This window comes from Actinoplanes sp. NPDC000266 (assembly GCF_042899005.1).
In the GTDB taxonomy this organism is placed as follows: Bacteria; Actinomycetota; Actinomycetes; order Mycobacteriales; family Micromonosporaceae; genus Actinoplanes.
This window is the reverse complement of record NZ_JBIAZI010000006.1, coordinates 36,670-53,037: the sequence shown is the minus strand read 5'-3', so window position 1 is coordinate 53,037 and position 16,368 is coordinate 36,670. Positions and strand designations below refer to the sequence as shown.

Below are 16,368 nucleotides of genomic sequence, written 5' to 3'. Positions count from 1 at the left end.
CTATTCAAACGCGAAGTGGTTGCAGGTGACTGTGCCGAAGGTACCGGGGTCGGAGGTGTTCCGCGCGACCTCTTCGCCGTTGACGAGGACCCGGCAGCTGATCGTGCCGTCGGGATCGCCGAGGCGGAAGGCGGTGACGTTGAGCACGGTCGGGGTGTCGATCTCGCCGGTGAACTTCCAGGGCAGCTTGACGCTCTGCAGGCGCTGGGGAGACTCGCTGAGCGACTCGACGTAGAGCAGCTGGGAGGCCGGGCCGTCGCCGGTCACCTCGTACGTCACGGTGACCTTGGCCCCGAAGGCCGGCCCTTCGGTCGGCACGGCCGGCACCTCGGGCTTGATCGTGGGCAGCGGAGGGACGGCATCCTTCGCGGTTTGTGTGACGTTGCGCGCGATGAGCACGCCGGCGGTCGCGACGCCGCCGCAGAGCAGAAGGGTGACCGCGATGATCACCGCCACGATGGGCACGCTGCTCTTCCGCGGCGGCCGCGCAGGCGGCGGATATCCACCGGGGTCGGCCGTGTAACCGGCGCCTCCGTCGTACGCGCCGCCGCCTCCTCCTGCGCCTCCGTCGTACGCGCCGCCGCCCCCTCCTGTAGCGCCGCCGTATCCCCCTCTTCCCCCTCCTCCCGCGCTGTGCGGGTCGTAGGGGGTGCCGTAGCCAGGTGGCGGATAGCCGGGTGGGACGTTGTCGGAGGTGGTGGCCGGGAACTCCGACGTGGGTGGGTAGTCCGGGTCCGGCGGCTGGGGGAGTGAGGCGTACCCCGGGCTGAATGTCGGCGATGGCCGGTAGGGGTCTGCGGCGAGCGGGTCACCCGACGGGGTGGACCAGGGCTGGCCCGAGGCCGGCGCGGGCGTCGTCCGGTCGGGGTCCGGCTGCGGCTGGTCGGGCCGAGAATTGCTGCTCAACGTCTCTCCCGGGGCGAGCGCTGGTCAGATGTCCGTCAGCCGACGGTACGCCGGTGACGCCAGCCGATCGGCGGCGCCACCCGCCGTTCGGACCGTTTTGCGCATACCGCATGCTCGAAAGGGTGCTTCTCGCGCATGACGAATGAGCGGACGTCGGCTACAGTGCCCGTCATGTGTGGCATCGTGGGGTACGTCGGCGGTCGTCCGGCGCTCAGCATCGTTCTCGACGGCCTGCGCCGGCTGGAGTACCGCGGATATGACTCCGCCGGCGTCGCGGTCATCGACGGCGGCACCGTTCTGACCGAGAAGAAGGCCGGCAAGCTCGCCAACCTGGAGAAGGCGCTGGCCGCGGGCTTCTCCGAGGGGCCGACCGGCATCGGGCACACCCGGTGGGCGACCCACGGCGGCCCGACCGACCGCAACGCCCATCCGCACCTGTCGGCCGACGGCCGGGTCGCGGTCATCCACAACGGCATCATCGAGAACTTCGCCCGCCTGCGCGCCGCGCTGGAGGCCGACGGCATCGAGTTCACCAGCGACACGGACACCGAGTGCGCGGCCCACCTGCTCGCGGCCGAGGTGCGCAAGCTGCGCGAGTCCGGCGCCGTCGACGGCCCGCAGCTGCTGGCCGAGGGCATGCGCCGCACGGTCAGCCAGCTCGAGGGCGCGTTCACGCTGCTCGCCGTCGACGCCGACGTGCCGGACGCGGTCGTCGCCGCCCGCCGCAACTCGCCGCTGGTGGTGGGCCGCGGCAAGGGCGAGAACTTCCTGGCCAGCGACGTGTCGGCGTTCATCGAGCACACCCGCGAGGCGATCGAGCTGGGCCAGGACCAGGTCGTCCTGATCACCCCGGACGCCATCGAGATCACCGGCTTCGACGGCTCGCCCGCCGTCGGCCAGGAGTTCCACATCGACTGGGACGCGTCGGCCGCCGAGAAGGGCGGATACGACTACTTCATGCTCAAGGAGATCGCCGAGCAGCCGCAGGCCATCGCCGACACGCTGCTGGGCCGCCTCTCCGACCGTGGCGAGATCGTGCTCGACGAGGTGCGCCTCACCGACCAGGACCTGCGCGACATCGACAAGGTCTTCATCGTCGCCTGCGGCACGGCCTATCACGCCGGCATGGTCGCCAAGTACGCGATCGAGCACTGGGTGCGCATCCCGTGCGAGGTCGAGCTGGCCAGCGAGTTCCGCTACCGCGACCCGATCCTGGACCGCTCCACGCTGGTGATCGCGATCAGCCAGTCCGGCGAGACCATGGACACGCTGATGGCGCTGCGCCACGCGAAGGAGCAGAAGGCCCGCGTGCTGGCCATCTGCAACACGAACGGCTCGACGATCCCCCGAGAGTCCGACGCGGTGCTCTACACCCACGGCGGCCCGGAGATCGCGGTGGCGTCGACGAAGGCGTTCCTGACCCAGCTGGTCGCCACCTATCTGATCGGCCTGCACCTGGCCCAGATCCGCGGCGTCATGTACGCGGACGAGGTCGCCGCGGTGGTCGAGAAGCTGCGCAGCACCCCCGACGCGCTCCGCGAGCTGCTCAACTCCATGGAGGACGTCCGCGCCCTGGCCCGCGACCTGAAGACCGCCTCGACGGTGCTCTTCATCGGCCGCCACGTCGGCTTCCCGGTCGCCTTGGAGGGCGCCCTGAAGCTGAAGGAGCTGGCCTACATGCACGCCGAGGGCTTCGCCGCCGGCGAGCTCAAGCACGGCCCGATCGCCCTGATCGACCAGGGCACCCCGGTCGTCTGCGTGGTCCCCTCCCCGGCCGGCCGAGGCGTCATGCGCGACAAGGTCGTCTCGAACATCCAGGAGGTACGGGCCCGGGGCGCCCGCACCATCGTGATCGCCGAGGAGGGCGACGAGGACGTCCGCGCCTACGCCGACCACCTCATCGCGGTCCCGCAGACCCCCACCCTGCTGGCCCCGCTGATGACCACGGTCCCGCTGCAGATCCTGGCCTGCGAGATCGCCGCCGCCCGGGGCCACGACGTGGACCAGCCCCGCAACTTGGCCAAGTCCGTCACCGTCGAGTAACCACCCGCGGCACAAGCTCCCGAGGCCGCCCCAGCGCCCACAGCGCCGGGGCGGCCTCCGTGTCATCGGGTTGTGCCGAGGGCGATGGCGGCCATCGTGTCCAGGGCCGGGTTGCCGGGGTCCCAGTAGCCGACGTGGCCCTTCGGGGCGCTCGCGAAGACGCGGGCGCCGAAGCCGGGGTCGCTCGGGTTGTGGCCGAACCACAGGTCGTCCTCCGGGCGGCCGAAGGCCAGCCACGGGCCCACGAAGGGGACCGCCACGGCCGCGGCGAGGTCGCGGGCCAGGCCGTCCGGGGCGCGGGCGGCCCACTGGATCACGTCGTTGCGGGCCGTTGAGGACCAGACCTCTCCGGACCGCGGGTGCAGGTCGCGCGCGGAGTCGACGCCGACGCCCGGTGAGCCCACGAAGACGACGCTGTCGGCGTCGATGCCGGGACCGGCCGCCGCCCGGCCCACCACGAGCGAGCCGTAGCTGTGGCCGAGCACCGTGTGCCGCGCCGGCGGCCCTTCGTGACCGGCCCGAAGTCCCTCCTGGAACCGCCGCAGGGTCGGTGCCGCCGCCTCGGCCTGGCGTGGACGGGCGGCCTCGTCGACGAAGTCGGGGGCGTCGTAGTCGAGCCACAGCACGGCGCTCGAAGCGACCCGCGGCCCCAGCTCGGCGGCCCGGTTCACGACCCGCTCGGCCCGCGTCAGCTCCCCGCCGAAGGACACCAGGTCGGCCGTCATGCCCGGCACGTGGGTGAGCACGGTGCCGGCCCGGTCCGGATCGCCGAGAGCCACCACCGCCCGCCCTTCCCCGGCGAGGTCGAGCCGCAGCAGGTAGGCCCTCGGACCGTCGCCGTCGGCCAGCCGGTCGCTCAGGGCGGCGAGCCCGTCGCGTACCTCACGCAGCCGGTCCCGGTCGCCACCGCGGGCGTCGGCGACGGCCCGATCGATCTCGGCCCGCCGGTTGTCGAGCAGCAGGCGGTTGGCGACGTCGCGGTCGGACGCCGGGACGCCGTCGAGCCCGGCCAGCGCGCCCGGCTCGGTGACCAGCAGCCACTGCCGGTGGGCTGGTGACAGGCCGGCCCACCATTTGTGCACCTCAGCGGGTGATGCCGTGCAGTTCGGCCTGGGCCCATCGGGTGGCTCGGCCGTAGTCAGAAGCGTGTCGGTTAGCCGGCTAAGGTCACCGGCGGCCTGCGCGTCGGCACTCGCAGCGACCGCGTCTCCGTCGGCGGGGGACGCGCGGGACAGCAAGCGCCGGGCGCGTTCCAGGGCAGCGGCGAACTCGCTGACGATCTGGTCGGCCCGCCAGCAATGGAGGCGGAAGAGCACGAGCCGGCGCCGGAGTCCCTCGAGGCGGTGGGTGGCGGCCGCGGAGGCCGCGCCCGTCCAGGAGCGGCCCAGCGCCACCAGCCGGGCGGCCAACTCGGCCGCCAGCCGGCCGGCCAGGTCGGCCCACCGGCGCCAGGAGAGGGCGAGCGCCCGCCACCGGCCGGGGTCGGTGACCCGGAGACGAGCGTGCACGACGCCGGGGTCGCTGGTCATCGGCTCAGCCTCAGGCGAGTGACGGCCCGGGCGTCGGCCAGCTCGTAGTCGGCGGCGGCGGCCGTGACGCGCCGGGCGGTCTCGGCCACCTCGGCGCCGATCATGCCGAGCTGATGGCGGGCCGCCTCGGCGGCCAGCGTGGCCGCGTCGGCCGTGACCCACCGGGGAGTGGTGTCGGGGGATGGAGCCTGGGCCGTCCCGGAGATGATCCGGGACGCCGTGCCGGCCACGGCTGAGGCGTCATGGCGCAGCTCGTCGGTGTCGACTTCGAGATCGGGTTGCATCGGCGGCCTCCAGGCGGTGCGAAGGGATGCGCCGACGTTAGGGGCCGCGGGATGTCCGTGGGCGGCCCTGTGGACAACCGCCCCGGATCACGCGGCGGAGTCGTCCACAGGAGTTGAGCACAGCCCCGGCTGGTGCTAGGGCCGCCCGGCCAGGGGACCGTTAGGGTGGGCGAGTGATCGTGGCTGTCGGCATCGACGTGGTTCTGGTGGAGCGCTTCGCGCGCGCCCTCGACAGGACACCGCTGCTGGGGGTCCGGCTCTTCACCGAGGACGAGCGGCTGACCGGCTCCGGGAGCCCGCGCTCGCCCGAGTCGCTCGCCGCGCGGTTCGCGGCCAAGGAGGCGGTGGCCAAGGCCCTCGGCGCTCCGGCCGGGCTGCGGTGGCACGACTGCGAGATCGTCTCCGATCCCGACGGGCGCCCCTGGTTGACGGTTTCCGGTACGGTCGCCGCGGCCGCCACCGCGCGAGGGATCAACCGGTGGCACCTCTCCCTGTCGCACGACGGGGGAATCGCCTCGGCGATGGTGGTCGCCGAGTCCTGACCAGCGCCGATGCGAAATTGTCGTACCCACGGCATAGAACTCTCGGCACACCCAGCGGCTGGAGGACGAGATGCGGCAGGCATGGCGGGTCGCCGATGTGCGGGCGGCCGAGAAGGCTCTGATGGCCACGCTGCCCGAGGGCACGCTCATGCAGCGGGCGGCGGCCGGGCTGGCCCGCCGGTGCGCCCTGCTGCTTCAGGACAGCGGCGGCGTCTACGGCGCCCGGGTGCTGCTGCTGGTCGGCAGTGGCGACAACGGCGGCGACGCCCTCTACGCGGGCGCCGCGCTGGCCCGCCGGGGCGCTCAGGTCCGAGCTGTGCTGCTGCGGCCCGAGCGGGTCCATCTCGCCGGCCTGGCCGCGCTGCGGGCCGCCGGCGGCTTCACCGCCCGCGATCTGCCCGACCGCGCCGACCTGGTGCTCGACGGCATCGTCGGGATCGGGGCGAGCGGTGGTCTGCGCCCGCCGGCCACGGTGATCGTCGATGCGCTCGGTGGGCTGCGAGGGCGTACGGGCGCTCGGGCTCCGATCGTGGCCGTCGACGTGCCGAGCGGGGTCGCGGTCGACACCGGCGACGTTCCCGGCGAGGCCGTGACCGCTGATGTCACCGTCACCTTCGGCTGCTACAAACCGGCCCATTTCGTGGGTGCCGCGGCGCCGCGCTGCGGTCAGGTCGAGCTGGTCGACATCGGTCTCGGCCCGGTTCTGCGGGCCGATCCGGCCCTGCGCGTGCCCGACGCCGACGACATCGTGGGCTGGTGGCCCGAGCCGGGCCCGGCCTCCGACAAATACACCCGCGGGGTCGTGGGCGTCGCGACCGGCTCAGCGACCTATCCGGGCGCCGCGATCCTGTCCACGACGGGCGCGCTGGCCGGCCCGTCCGGCATGGTGCGTTATGCCGGCAGCGGTCATCAGGAGGTGGTCCGGGCCCATCCGTCGGTCGTGGCGGTGCCCAAGGTCAACGACGCCGGCCGGGTGCAGGCCTGGGTGTGCGGCTCCGGGCTCGGCACCGACGAGGAGGCGCGGACCGCGCTGCGCAGCGTGCTCGCGACCTCGGTCCCGGTGGTCCTCGACGCCGACGCGCTGACCCTGTTGGTCGACGGCAAACACGCCAAGGACCTGCGGCGCAACGCGCCCCTGGTGATCACGCCGCATGACGGCGAGTTCAAGCGGCTGGCCGGTGAGGCGCCGGGCGCCGACCGCGTGGGCGGCGCGCTGCGGCTCGCCTCGTGGATGAACGCGGTGGTGCTGCTCAAGGGCGATCGCACGATCGTGGCCACGCCGGCCGGTGAGGTCTGGATCAACCCGACCGGCTCGTCCGCGCTGGCCACCGCGGGCAGCGGCGACGTGCTGGGCGGGCTGCTCGGCTCGCTGCTGGCCGGCGGGTTGCCGCCCGAGCGGGCCGCCGTGGCCGCAGCCTATGCGCACGGGCTGGCCGGGCGCCGGGCCGCAGCCGACGGGCCGGTCACCGCTCCCGACGTGGCCGCCGCCCTCCGACCGGTCGTCGGAGACCTCCTCCGGGGCAAGCCGTGACGGAAATCGTCATACCGAATAAGTAGGCTGGGAATCATGTGGCAGGCCGAGGTCCGGGTCGATCTGGACGCAATCCGGGACAACGTCGCGTTGCTGCGCGGGCGCACCACCGCCGAGGTCATGGCGGTCGTCAAGGCCGACGGCTACGGGCACGGCATGGTGCCGGCCGCCCGGGCCGCGCTGGCGGGCGGGGCGACCTGGCTGGGCGTCGTGACCCTCGAGGAGGGCCTCGAGCTGCGGCGGGCGGGCATCGACGCGCCCGTGCTGTCGTGGCTGCATTCGCCGGGCATGCCGCTGCACGAGGGCGTGGCGGCCGACATCGATCTGAGCGCGGGCAGCCTCGAACTGCTCGGCGAGCTGGTCACGGCCGCGCGGAAGGCGGGGCGGCCCGCCCGCGTACACCTGAAGATCGACACGGGTCTGGCCCGAGGCGGCGCGACGCCGGCGGAATGGCCGGCGCTGCTCGAAGCGGCGGCCAAAGCGCAGGCCGACGGTGATGTCGACGTGGTCGGCATCTGGAGTCACTTCGTCTACGCCGACGAGCCCGGCCACGAGACCATCGACCACCAGCTCGCCGTCTTCGCCGAAGGGCTGGCCACCGCCGAGCGGTTCGGCATCACCCCGCGCTATCGGCACATCGCCAACTCGGCGGCCACGCTGACCAGGCCCGACACCCACTACGACATGGTCCGGCCGGGCATCGCGGTCTACGGGCTGTCGCCGATCGCGGGCGAGACCTTCGGGCTGCGCCCGGCGATGACGGCCCGGGCCCGGGTGGCGCTCACCAAGCGCGTCCCGGCCGGGCAGGGCGTGTCGTACGGCCACACGTACTACACCGAGCGCGAGACGACCCTGGCCCTGGTGCCGCTCGGCTACGCCGACGGCGTGCCGCGTCACGCCTCCAACGCCGGGCCGGTGCAGCTCGGCGGCAAGCGGCGGACGATCGCCGGGCGCGTCTGCATGGACCAGATCGTCCTCGACATCGGCGACGACCGGGTCGAGTCCGGCGAGGTGGCCACCCTGTTCGGGCCGGGCGACGACGGCGAGCCGACCGCCGACGACTGGGCCGAGGTGGTCGGCACGATCAACTACGAGATCGTGACGCGGTTCGGGAGCGCGCGGGTGCCGCGGGTCTACGACGGGGGCCGCCCATGAGCCGGGCCAAGCAGGTCGGCATCGCGGGCGCCGCGGTCGGTGTTGTGGCGGCCGGTCTCGCGACCGCGTTCGCCGTCGAGCGGGCGCTGGTGCGCCGTTCGGTGAACGCTCCCGGTGATCCGCATGTGGACGAGCCGTTCGGCGATCAGGCGTTCGACCATGAGCTGACGGTGACCGCGGCCGACGGCACCGACCTGCATGTCGAGATCGTCGAGCCCCGGAAGACGACCGGAAAGCCGACGATCGTCTTCGTGCACGGCTTCGCGCTCGACATGGGCACCTTCTACTTCCAGCGCAAGGCCCTGACCGAACGCGGCGACCAGCGGCTGGTCTTCTACGACCAGCCGGGGCACGGCAAGTCGAGCCGGCTGAAATCGGGCGACTACGACATCGCCGCGCTGGGCAAGTCGCTGGCCGCGGTGCTCGACGCCACCGTGCCGGACGGGCACATCATCCTGGTCGGCCATTCGATGGGCGGCATGACCATCATGGCGTTCGCCGAGCAATATCCGGAGTGGTTCGGCGAACGGGTCACCGGCGTCGTGCTGATGTCCACCTCGGCCGGCCTGATCGACAAGGCCAAGATCGGCGTCCCGTCGCTGGTGGCCCGGGCCAGCGCCCCGTTCTTCCCGCTGTGGGGCAAGGCGGCCCAGCTCGGCGGGAGCCACATCGACCGGGCCCGGATGGTCTCGTCCGACCTTTCCTGGCTGCTGACCCGCCGGTACGGCTTCGGTGAGCCGAAGCCCAGCCCCTCCCTGGTCACGTTCGTCGAGAGCATGAACTCGAAGACCTCGGCCGAGACGCTCACGAAATATCTGCACACGCTCTACACCCACAACCGCTTCCCGGCCCTGTCCGCCCTGCGCGGCGTGCCGGTGCTGGTCATCGTCGGCACGAAGGACTATCTGACGCCGGTCACCCACTCCGAGCAGATCCTCAAATATCTGCCCCAGGCCGAGCTGGTCAAGATCGAGAACAGCGGGCACGTGGTGATGCTGGAGAAGGCGGACGAGGTCAACGCGGTGCTGCTGCCCTTCCTGGAGAAGATCTCGTGATCAAGCTGCCGACGGTCGACGACACCCACGCGTTCGGCGAGCGGCTCGCGGGCATCCTCCGCGCCGGCGACCTGGTGCTGCTCACCGGGCCTCTCGGCGCCGGCAAGACGGCCCTGGTGCAGGGCATCGGGGCCGGGCTCGGCGTGACCGACGCCATCACCTCGCCCACGTTCGTGATCGCCCGGGTCCATCGCGGGCGTACGCCGTTGGTGCACGCGGACGCGTACCGGCTGGGCGACAGCCCCGACCCGCGCGCCGAGATCGACGACCTCGACCTGGACGCCTCGGCCGACGACGCCGTCACGGTCGTCGAATGGGGCGCCGGGATGGTCGAGCAACTGAACGACGAATATCTGCAGGTCCGCATCGACCGGCTGGACGACGACACGCGGGTGATCGAGCTGATACCGCACGGCGGCGACTGGGCGAACAGGGTGAAAAACGAACTGAAGGGGAAACCGTGAATCTGGCGGAACTGCTGCCGGCCGACTGGCGAGCCGAGCTCGCCGGCTTTCTCGACGAGAAGGAGACGGCCGCGCTGGGCGAGTTCGTGGCGGCCGAGTACGCGGAACACACGATCTATCCGCCGATCGAGGACCTGTTCGCGGCGTACCGGCTCTGCCCGCCGGAGCAGACCCGCGTGCTGATCCTGGGCCAGGACCCGTACCACGGCGCCGGCCAGGCGCAGGGCCTGAGCTTCAGCGTGCGCGACGGCGTGCGGATCCCGCCGTCGCTGCGCAACGTGTTCAAGGAGCTGGCCGAGGACGTCGGTGTCGCGCCGCCGAAGAGCGGCGACCTGACCGGCTGGGCGCGGCAGGGCGTCCTGCTGCTCAACGCGGTCCTCACCGTCCGGGCCGGCGCGGCCGCGTCGCACGGCGGCAAGGGCTGGGAGGCCTTCACCGACGCGACGATCAAGGCGCTGAACGCGCGTGAGGAGCGGGTGGTCTTCCTGCTCTGGGGTGGTTACGCGCGTAAGAAGGCCGCCCTGATCACCAACCCGGCCCACGCGGTGCTCGAGGCCGGTCACCCCAGCCCGCTCAACCCCAAGGGCTTCCGTGGGTCGCGGCCGTTCAGCGCGGCCAACAAGGCACTGGCCGACGGCGGCCGTCCCGTGATCGACTGGGACCCGCGAGCCGAGCCGGTCGCCGGATAACGGTGACCGCGGCGCGTTAGGGTCGGGGACGTGCTCGTACTGGCTCTGGACACCGCGACCCCCGCGTCGACGGCCGCCCTGGTGGAGGTCACCGCCGACCGCCTCATCGGGGTCGCCGAGCGGCGCACCGTCGACCCACGCGCCCATGGGGAGAAACTCGCGCCCGAGATCTCCGCCACGCTCGCCGAGGCGGAGGTCCGGCCGGGTGATCTCGGCGCGATAGTCGCCGGGCTCGGGCCGGGGCCGTTCACCGGTCTGCGGGTCGGCCTGGCCACCGCCGCGAGCATGGGACAGGCTCTGGGCATTCCCACGTACGGGGTGTGCTCGCTCGACGGGATCGGCCGGGCCGCCGGGCCCGGGCGGGTGCTGGTCGCCACCGACGCCCGGCGCCGCGAGGTGTATTTCGCGACCTATGTGGACGGTGTGCGGCTGTTCGGTCCCGAGGTCGCCAAGCCGGCCGACGTGGCCGAGGTGCTCGGTCAGGCGTACCGGAAAAGGACCAGCGAGGCCGCCGAATCGGCCGCCCTGTCCGAGTCCGAGATCATCGAGTCGGCCACGGCGCTGGCCGGCGTCGAGGCCGCCCGTCTCGCGGCCGTCCTGGCGCGGGCCGAGATCGACGCCGTGGTGGACGACCCCGACGAGGACCGGAGCTACTGGGCCAAGAAACTCCGGGCGTTCGACCGCGCGGCCGGCGAGGGCGCTCTCAAGTACGGGGACATCTTCGGCGTACCCGTGGAAGAGCACCTTCTCTATCCGCCCGGAGCCGCCCTCGTCGCGCTCGCGGCCGAGCGCATCCGGTCGGCCGCGCCCAGCGAGCAGCTCACACCTCTCTATCTCCGCCGGCCGGACGCCGTCGAGCCGGCCGGGCGCAAGCCGGTGCTCACCTGATGCGGATAGAGCGTTTCCGCTGGTGGCACATCGCCGATGTGATGGCGATCGAGGCCGACCTGTTCGGTGAGGAGAAATGGTCGCCGGCGATGTTCTGGAACGAGCTCGCCCAGCGGCATTTCTACTTGGTGGCGCTGACCACCCAAGACGAAGTGATCGGTTACGCCGGTCTCTCCACCATGCCGGACGAGGCCTGGGTGCAGAACATCGCGGTCAAGCGTGACGGCCAGCGGCGCGGCACCGGCCGGGCCCTGCTCGAGGCGCTGCTCGCCGAGGCCACCCGGCTCGGCATCAAGCAGACGCTGCTGGAGGTCGCGGTCGACAACGCGCCCGCGCAGCGGCTCTACGCCACATACGATTTCGAGCCCGTCGGAATCCGGCGCGGCTACTACCAACCCAGCAACACGGACGCCCTGGTGATGATGCGCAATGCCTGACGAGCCCCTGGTCCTCGGCATCGAGACCTCCTGCGACGAGACGGGCATCGGCATCGTCCGCGGGCACACCCTGCTGGCCGACGCGCTGGCGTCCAGTGTGGACCAGCACGCCCGCTTCGGCGGTGTCGTGCCCGAGGTGGCCAGCCGCGCCCACCTCGAGGCTCTCGTGCCGACCATGCAGCGTGCGCTCGACGAGGCGAAGGTCACCCTGGCCGACATCGACGCGATCGCGGTGACCAGTGGTCCCGGTCTGGCGGGGGCGCTGCTGGTCGGGGTCGCGGCGGCCAAGGGGTACGCCGTGGCGGCCGACAAGCCGTTGTACGGCGTCAATCATCTGGCGGCGCACGTGGCCGTCGACACCCTCGAGCACGGCCCGCTGCCCGAGCCCGCGATCGCCATGCTCGTCTCCGGCGGTCACTCCTCGCTGCTGCTCGTCGACGACCTCACCAACGGCGTCAAGCCCCTCGGCGCCACGATCGACGACGCGGCGGGCGAGGCCTTCGACAAGGTCGCGCGTCTGCTGGGGCTGGGCTTTCCGGGAGGACCGATCATTGACCGTACGGCTCGTGAGGGCGGCTCCGCGTCGATCGCGTTCCCGCGTGGGCTGACCGCGGCCAAGGATCTCGCGGCGCACCGTTTCGACTTCTCCTTCTCCGGGCTCAAGACCGCGGTGGCCCGCTGGGTCGAGGCCCGGCAGCGCGACGGCGAGCCGGTGCCGGTCGCCGACGTGTCCGCCTCGTTCCAGGAGGCCGTCTGCGACGTGCTCACCGCCAAGGCGATCGACGCCTGCCTGACCCATGGCGTCCGCACGCTGGTGATCGGCGGGGGAGTGGCCGCGAACTCGCGCCTGCGGGTGCTGGCCGAGGAGCGGGCGGCCAAGCACGGCATCGAGGTCCGCGTGCCCCGGCCGCAGCTGTGCACGGACAACGGCGCCATGGTCGCGGCTCTTGGATCGCGGCTGGTCGCCGCTGGTGTCGTACCCAGTCGTCTCGATCTGCCCGCCGATTCCGCGATGCCATTGACCTCGGTCAGCGTGGCGGGGTAGGAAGCGAACATGATCGCGCGGATGTGGGAGATACGGGCGTCCAAGAGCGGCTTCGACGAGCTGCTGGCCTGGGTCTGTGATGTGGCCGTGCCGCGGATCGAGGTGCTTCCGCAGCACGTGTCGAGCGACGTCTACTCGTCCACCGACAACCGGATCGTGGTCATCTCGAAGTGGCGGAACACGCCGGAGAACCTGCCCGCGCCGCCGCCCCATCTGATCGCCCGGGCGGCCCATGTGTGGGACTTCAACCAGGTCGACCGCTGAGAGAAAACGCGTCGCGAACTGTCGTACCCCCGCCGTAACGTCGGGGCCCTGATGAAACAGCTCCCCGATGCCGATCCCGGCACCCCCGACGGCCGGTCACCGGTCCGCTATCTGCGATGGCTGATCCGGCGCGACCGGTTCTCCGTGTACGCGGCGATCGTCATGGCCGTGCTCTGGATGCTCTGCCAGGCCGTCGTGCCCGCCGTGGTCGGCAAGGCGATCGACGCCGCCACCGACCGTGACCGGCGCGATCTGGTGACCTGGTCGCTGGTGCTGCTGGCCGCCGGTCTCGGCCAGGCATTCTTCGGCGTGGTGCGCCATCGGTTCGCGGTCGTCAATTTCCTCGGCGCGATGTTCCGGACCGTGCAGGTCACGGTCCGGCAGGCCGGCCGGCTCGGTTCGGCGCTCCCCCGCCGGCTCGACACCGGCGAGGTCGTCGCCATCGGCACGTCCGACATCCGCCAGATCGGCTCAGCCATCGACATCACCGCCCGGGGCACGGGCTCGCTCATCGCCGTGGTCGCGGTGACCGTCATCCTGCTCACCACGTCGGTGCCGCTCGGCCTCGTAGTCGTGCTCGGCGTGCCGCTGCTGATGGCGGTCGTGGGCCTGCTCATCCGCCCGCTCCACCGGCTCCAGCAGGCCTCCCGCGACCAGCAGGGCCTGCTCACCGGCCGGGCCGCCGACCTGGTGGGCGGTCTTCGGGTGCTGCGCGGCATCGGCGGCGAGGCGGTGATGGGCGAGCGCTACCGGGCCGAGTCGCAGCGGCTGCGCGGGGCCGGCGTGCGCACGGCCCGTGTCGAGTCGCTGCTCGAGGCGGCCCAGGTGCTGCTGCCCGGCATCTTCCTGGTGCTGGTCACCTGGCTCGGCGCGCGCTTCGCCCTCACCGGCCACATCACGGTGGGCCAGCTGGTCTCCTTCTACGCGTACGCCGCGTTCCTGGTCACGCCGCTGCGGCAGCTCACCGAGGCGATCGACAAACTCACCCGGGGGCACGTCTCGGCGCGGCGGGTCGTGTCGATGCTGGCCGCCCGGACCGACCTGCCCGACCCGGCCGAGCCACGGCCGGCGAGCGAGCTCGCGGGCGAGCTGGCCGATCCGGCCTCCGGCGTGACGGCCCGGCCCGGCGAGGTCACCGCGATCGTCGCGGCGGTGCCGGCCGACGCCGCCGCCATCGCCGACCGCCTCGGGCGATACGCCGAGGGTGGGACCGTCGGCGGGCGTCCGCTGTCGTCGTTCGACCTGGCCACGGTCCGCGAGCGGATCCTGGTCGGCGACAACGACGCGCGGCTGTTCACCGGGCCGTTGCGCTCCGATCTCGACCCGGCCGGCGACGACCGGCTTCCCGCGGCGCTGCACGCGGCGGCCGCCACCGACATCGTCGAGGCGCTGCCCGGCGGCCTCGACAGCGAGGTGGCCGAGCGTGGGCGCTCCTTCTCCGGCGGGCAGCAACAACGGCTGCGGCTGGTTCGCGCCCTGGTCGCCGATCCCGACACGCTGGTGCTGGTCGAGCCGACCAGCGCCGTCGACGCCCACACCGAGGCGCGGATAGCCGACCGGCTCGTCGTGGCCCGGGCCGGGCGGACCACCGTGATCTGCACGTCCAGCCCGCTCGTGCTCGACCGCACCGACCGGGTGCTCTATGTGGATCAGGGCCGAGTGGTTGCCGCGGGCACCCATCGCGAGCTGTTGGAGACCGAGCCGGGCTACGCGCGGGCGGTTCTGCGAGAGGACGCCGCGTGAGCAACCTGTTGCCGGTGGCCGACACGGCCCAGGTCCGGCGGTACGCCCGCGACCTCTTCCGGCGCTACCCACGCGCCCTGACCGTCGCGGTCGGGCTGCACGTGCTGGGCGCGCTGGCCGGGCTGGTCGGCCCGCGCCTGCTCGGCGATCTGGTCGAGGCGATCCGGCACGGCGAGGGCGTCGGAGTGGTCGACCGGCTGGCCGCGCTGATCGCCGGATTCGTTGTGCTGCAAGCGATCCTGGTCCGTTTCGCCTATCTGGCCTCGGCCCGGCTCGGCGAGCGGGTGCTGGCCCGGCTGCGCGAGGAGTTCGTCGACCGGGTGCTCGCGCTTCCGCTCTCCACAGTGGAACAGGCGGGCTCGGGCGACCTGCTGACCCGCACCACCCGCGACGTCGACGCGTTGTCGCGATGCGTGCGGCTGGCCGTGCCCGAGACGATGATCGCGCTGATCACCGTCGTGCTCGTGGTGGGCGCGCTCGTCGTGGTCACGCCCGTGCTGGCGGTGTCGCTGCTGGTCGCGGTGCCGATCCTGGTGGTCGGCACGAGGTGGTATCTCCGGCGGGCCCCGGCCGGATATCTCAAGCAGAACGCGGCCTATTCCACGGTGACCGACGGGCTGGCCGAGACGGTCGAGGGCGCCCGCACGGTCGACGCGCTGCGCCGTCAGCGGCAGCGCGCCGAGCGCTCCGACGCCGACCTGAGCAAGAGCTGGGTGGCCGAGCGGTACACGCTGTTCCTGCGCATGGTGTGGTTCCCGGTGGTCGAGGCGGCCTACGTGCTGCCGGTGGTGGCCACATTGGTCCTCGGTGGGTGGCTCTATCTGCGCGGCACGGTCTCGCTGGGGCAGCTCACGGCCGCGGTGATCTACGTGCAGCTGCTGATCGACCCGCTCGACCGCCTGCTGGGGTGGCTCGACGAGCTGCAGATCGGCGGCGCGTCCCTGGCCCGCCTCCTCGGCGTCGAGGAGGAGGCGCGGGAGAGCGAGGCCCGCGAGATCAGGGAGCCGGTGGGCACGCGCGTCGAGGTCACCGGTGTGCGCTTCTCCTATGTGGCCGGCCGGGAAGTGCTGCACGGCATCGATCTGACGCTCGAGCCGGGGGAGAGGCTGGCCATCGTCGGGCCGTCCGGCGCCGGCAAGTCGACGCTGGGCCGGCTGCTGGCCGGTGTGCACGAGCCGACCAGCGGGACGATCACGGTGGGCGGGGTGCCGCTGGGCGAGCTGCCGCTCGACCGGTTGCGCACCGAGGTGGCGCTGGTCAGCCAGGAGCATCACGTCTTCATCGGCACGGTCCGCGACAACGTGGCCATGGTGCGGCCCGGCGCGGGCGAGGAAGAGGTGCGGGCGGCGCTGGCGGCGGTGCGCGCGCTGGAATGGGCCGAGGTGCTGCCGGACGGGCTCGACACGGTGGTCGGCTCGGGCGGGCAGGCGCTGACGGCCGCGCAGGCGCAGCAGCTCGCGCTGGCCCGGCTCGTCCTGGCCGACCCGCACACGCTGGTGCTCGACGAGGCGACGTCCCTGCTCGACCCGAGGGCCGCCCGCGATCTGGAGCGGTCGCTGGCGGCGGTGCTCCACGGCCGTACGGTGGTGGCGATCGCCCATCGGCTCTTCTCGGCCCACGACGCCGACCGCGTCGCCGTGGTCGAGGACGGCCGCATCACCGAGCTCGGCTCCCACGACGAGCTGGTCGCGGCCGACGGCCCCTACGCCGCGCTGTGGCGCTCCTGGCACGGCGAACGCGTCCCCGACCCGCTGGGCGAGGAGGAGGCCGCCACCGCCACCCGCTGACCCGCG

At 72.6% G+C, this 16,368-nt stretch carries 16 protein-coding genes; 13 read left to right on the top strand and 3 right to left on the bottom strand.

Annotated elements, in window-relative coordinates:
- Positions 1 to 906 carry an MmpS family transport accessory protein gene (locus ACFY36_RS24325; RefSeq protein WP_499748259.1) on the bottom strand — a complete coding sequence of 302 codons (906 nt, stop codon included), beginning with the start codon at positions 904 to 906 and terminating at the stop codon, positions 1 to 3.
- A 171-nt stretch (positions 907 to 1,077) separates the two neighbouring features.
- Here ACFY36_RS24325 and glmS point away from each other — a divergent pair, with 171 nt between their 5' ends.
- Positions 1,078 to 2,949, top strand: a complete 1,872-nt coding sequence (glmS, locus tag ACFY36_RS24320) for a glutamine--fructose-6-phosphate transaminase (isomerizing) (RefSeq protein ID WP_499748258.1) — start codon at positions 1,078 to 1,080, stop codon at positions 2,947 to 2,949.
- Positions 2,950 to 3,011: 62 nt separating this feature from the next.
- Here the strand turns inward: glmS and ACFY36_RS24315 are convergent, their stop codons facing one another.
- The gene (locus ACFY36_RS24315; RefSeq protein WP_499748257.1) at positions 3,012 to 4,478 is read right to left on the bottom strand and encodes an alpha/beta hydrolase; all 1,467 of its coding nucleotides are present in this window, start codon (positions 4,476 to 4,478) and stop codon (positions 3,012 to 3,014) included.
- A complete protein-coding gene (locus ACFY36_RS24310; RefSeq protein WP_499748256.1) occupies positions 4,475 to 4,762 on the bottom strand; it encodes a hypothetical protein in 288 nt (95 codons plus the stop codon). The genes ACFY36_RS24315 and ACFY36_RS24310 overlap by 4 nt, the downstream gene beginning before the upstream one ends.
- Before the next feature lie 173 nt (positions 4,763 to 4,935).
- Here ACFY36_RS24310 and ACFY36_RS24305 point away from each other — a divergent pair, with 173 nt between their 5' ends.
- From ACFY36_RS24305 to ACFY36_RS24250, 12 genes are all read left to right on the top strand, one after another.
- Positions 4,936 to 5,304 carry a holo-ACP synthase gene (locus ACFY36_RS24305; RefSeq protein WP_499748255.1) on the top strand — a complete coding sequence of 123 codons (369 nt, stop codon included), beginning with the start codon at positions 4,936 to 4,938 and terminating at the stop codon, positions 5,302 to 5,304.
- Between the two features lie 70 nt (positions 5,305 to 5,374).
- Positions 5,375 to 6,835 (top strand): NAD(P)H-hydrate dehydratase, encoded by a 1,461-nt coding sequence (locus ACFY36_RS24300; RefSeq protein ID WP_499748254.1) that lies wholly within the window; start codon positions 5,375 to 5,377, stop codon positions 6,833 to 6,835.
- Positions 6,836 to 6,871: 36 nt separating this feature from the next.
- Positions 6,872 to 7,990 carry an alanine racemase gene (gene alr / locus ACFY36_RS24295; protein ID WP_499748253.1) on the top strand — a complete coding sequence of 373 codons (1,119 nt, stop codon included), beginning with the start codon at positions 6,872 to 6,874 and terminating at the stop codon, positions 7,988 to 7,990.
- The gene (locus tag ACFY36_RS24290; protein WP_499748252.1) at positions 7,987 to 9,045 is read left to right on the top strand and encodes an alpha/beta fold hydrolase; all 1,059 of its coding nucleotides are present in this window, start codon (positions 7,987 to 7,989) and stop codon (positions 9,043 to 9,045) included. Before alr ends, ACFY36_RS24290 begins: the two co-directional genes overlap by 4 nt.
- On the top strand, positions 9,045 to 9,509 hold the full coding sequence (gene tsaE, locus ACFY36_RS24285) for a tRNA (adenosine(37)-N6)-threonylcarbamoyltransferase complex ATPase subunit type 1 TsaE (protein WP_499748780.1): 465 nt from the start codon (positions 9,045 to 9,047) through the stop codon (positions 9,507 to 9,509). The genes ACFY36_RS24290 and tsaE overlap by 1 nt, the downstream gene beginning before the upstream one ends.
- Complete coding sequence (locus ACFY36_RS24280) at positions 9,506 to 10,198, top strand: uracil-DNA glycosylase (RefSeq protein ID WP_499748251.1); 693 nt, start codon at positions 9,506 to 9,508, stop codon at positions 10,196 to 10,198. Before tsaE ends, ACFY36_RS24280 begins: the two co-directional genes overlap by 4 nt.
- A gap of 30 nt (positions 10,199 to 10,228) precedes the next feature.
- The gene (gene tsaB / locus ACFY36_RS24275; RefSeq protein WP_499748250.1) at positions 10,229 to 11,086 is read left to right on the top strand and encodes a tRNA (adenosine(37)-N6)-threonylcarbamoyltransferase complex dimerization subunit type 1 TsaB; all 858 of its coding nucleotides are present in this window, start codon (positions 10,229 to 10,231) and stop codon (positions 11,084 to 11,086) included.
- A complete protein-coding gene (gene rimI, locus ACFY36_RS24270) occupies positions 11,086 to 11,523 on the top strand; it encodes a ribosomal protein S18-alanine N-acetyltransferase (RefSeq protein ID WP_499748249.1) in 438 nt (145 codons plus the stop codon). Before tsaB ends, rimI begins: the two co-directional genes overlap by 1 nt.
- Positions 11,516 to 12,568, top strand: a complete 1,053-nt coding sequence (gene tsaD, locus ACFY36_RS24265) for a tRNA (adenosine(37)-N6)-threonylcarbamoyltransferase complex transferase subunit TsaD (protein WP_499748248.1) — start codon at positions 11,516 to 11,518, stop codon at positions 12,566 to 12,568. Before rimI ends, tsaD begins: the two co-directional genes overlap by 8 nt.
- A 9-nt stretch (positions 12,569 to 12,577) precedes the next feature.
- Positions 12,578 to 12,832 carry a hypothetical protein gene (locus ACFY36_RS24260; RefSeq protein WP_499748247.1) on the top strand — a complete coding sequence of 85 codons (255 nt, stop codon included), beginning with the start codon at positions 12,578 to 12,580 and terminating at the stop codon, positions 12,830 to 12,832.
- A gap of 51 nt (positions 12,833 to 12,883) precedes the next feature.
- On the top strand, positions 12,884 to 14,575 hold the full coding sequence (locus ACFY36_RS24255) for an ABC transporter ATP-binding protein (protein ID WP_499748246.1): 1,692 nt from the start codon (positions 12,884 to 12,886) through the stop codon (positions 14,573 to 14,575).
- On the top strand, positions 14,572 to 16,362 hold the full coding sequence (locus ACFY36_RS24250) for an ABC transporter ATP-binding protein (protein WP_499748245.1): 1,791 nt from the start codon (positions 14,572 to 14,574) through the stop codon (positions 16,360 to 16,362). Before ACFY36_RS24255 ends, ACFY36_RS24250 begins: the two co-directional genes overlap by 4 nt.
- Positions 16,363 to 16,368: the final 6 nt, after the last annotated feature.

Excerpts from the sequence above, each read along its gene's own strand:
- alr (WP_499748253.1), top strand. The coding sequence starts at position 6,872 with ATGTGGCAGGCCGAGGTCCGGGTCGATCTGGACGCAATCCGGGACAAC.
- ACFY36_RS24290 (WP_499748252.1), top strand. The coding sequence starts at position 7,987 with ATGAGCCGGGCCAAGCAGGTCGGCATCGCGGGCGCCGCGGTCGGTGTT.
- glmS (WP_499748258.1), top strand. The coding sequence starts at position 1,078 with ATGTGTGGCATCGTGGGGTACGTCGGCGGTCGTCCGGCGCTCAGCATC.
- ACFY36_RS24315 (WP_499748257.1), bottom strand. The coding sequence starts at position 4,478 with ATGACCAGCGACCCCGGCGTCGTGCACGCTCGTCTCCGGGTCACCGAC.
- rimI (WP_499748249.1), top strand. The coding sequence starts at position 11,086 with ATGCGGATAGAGCGTTTCCGCTGGTGGCACATCGCCGATGTGATGGCG.
- tsaD (WP_499748248.1), top strand. The coding sequence starts at position 11,516 with ATGCCTGACGAGCCCCTGGTCCTCGGCATCGAGACCTCCTGCGACGAG.
- ACFY36_RS24310 (WP_499748256.1), bottom strand. The coding sequence starts at position 4,762 with ATGCAACCCGATCTCGAAGTCGACACCGACGAGCTGCGCCATGACGCC.
- ACFY36_RS24260 (WP_499748247.1), top strand. The coding sequence starts at position 12,578 with ATGATCGCGCGGATGTGGGAGATACGGGCGTCCAAGAGCGGCTTCGAC.
- ACFY36_RS24300 (WP_499748254.1), top strand. The coding sequence starts at position 5,375 with ATGCGGCAGGCATGGCGGGTCGCCGATGTGCGGGCGGCCGAGAAGGCT.
- ACFY36_RS24255 (WP_499748246.1), top strand. The coding sequence starts at position 12,884 with ATGAAACAGCTCCCCGATGCCGATCCCGGCACCCCCGACGGCCGGTCA.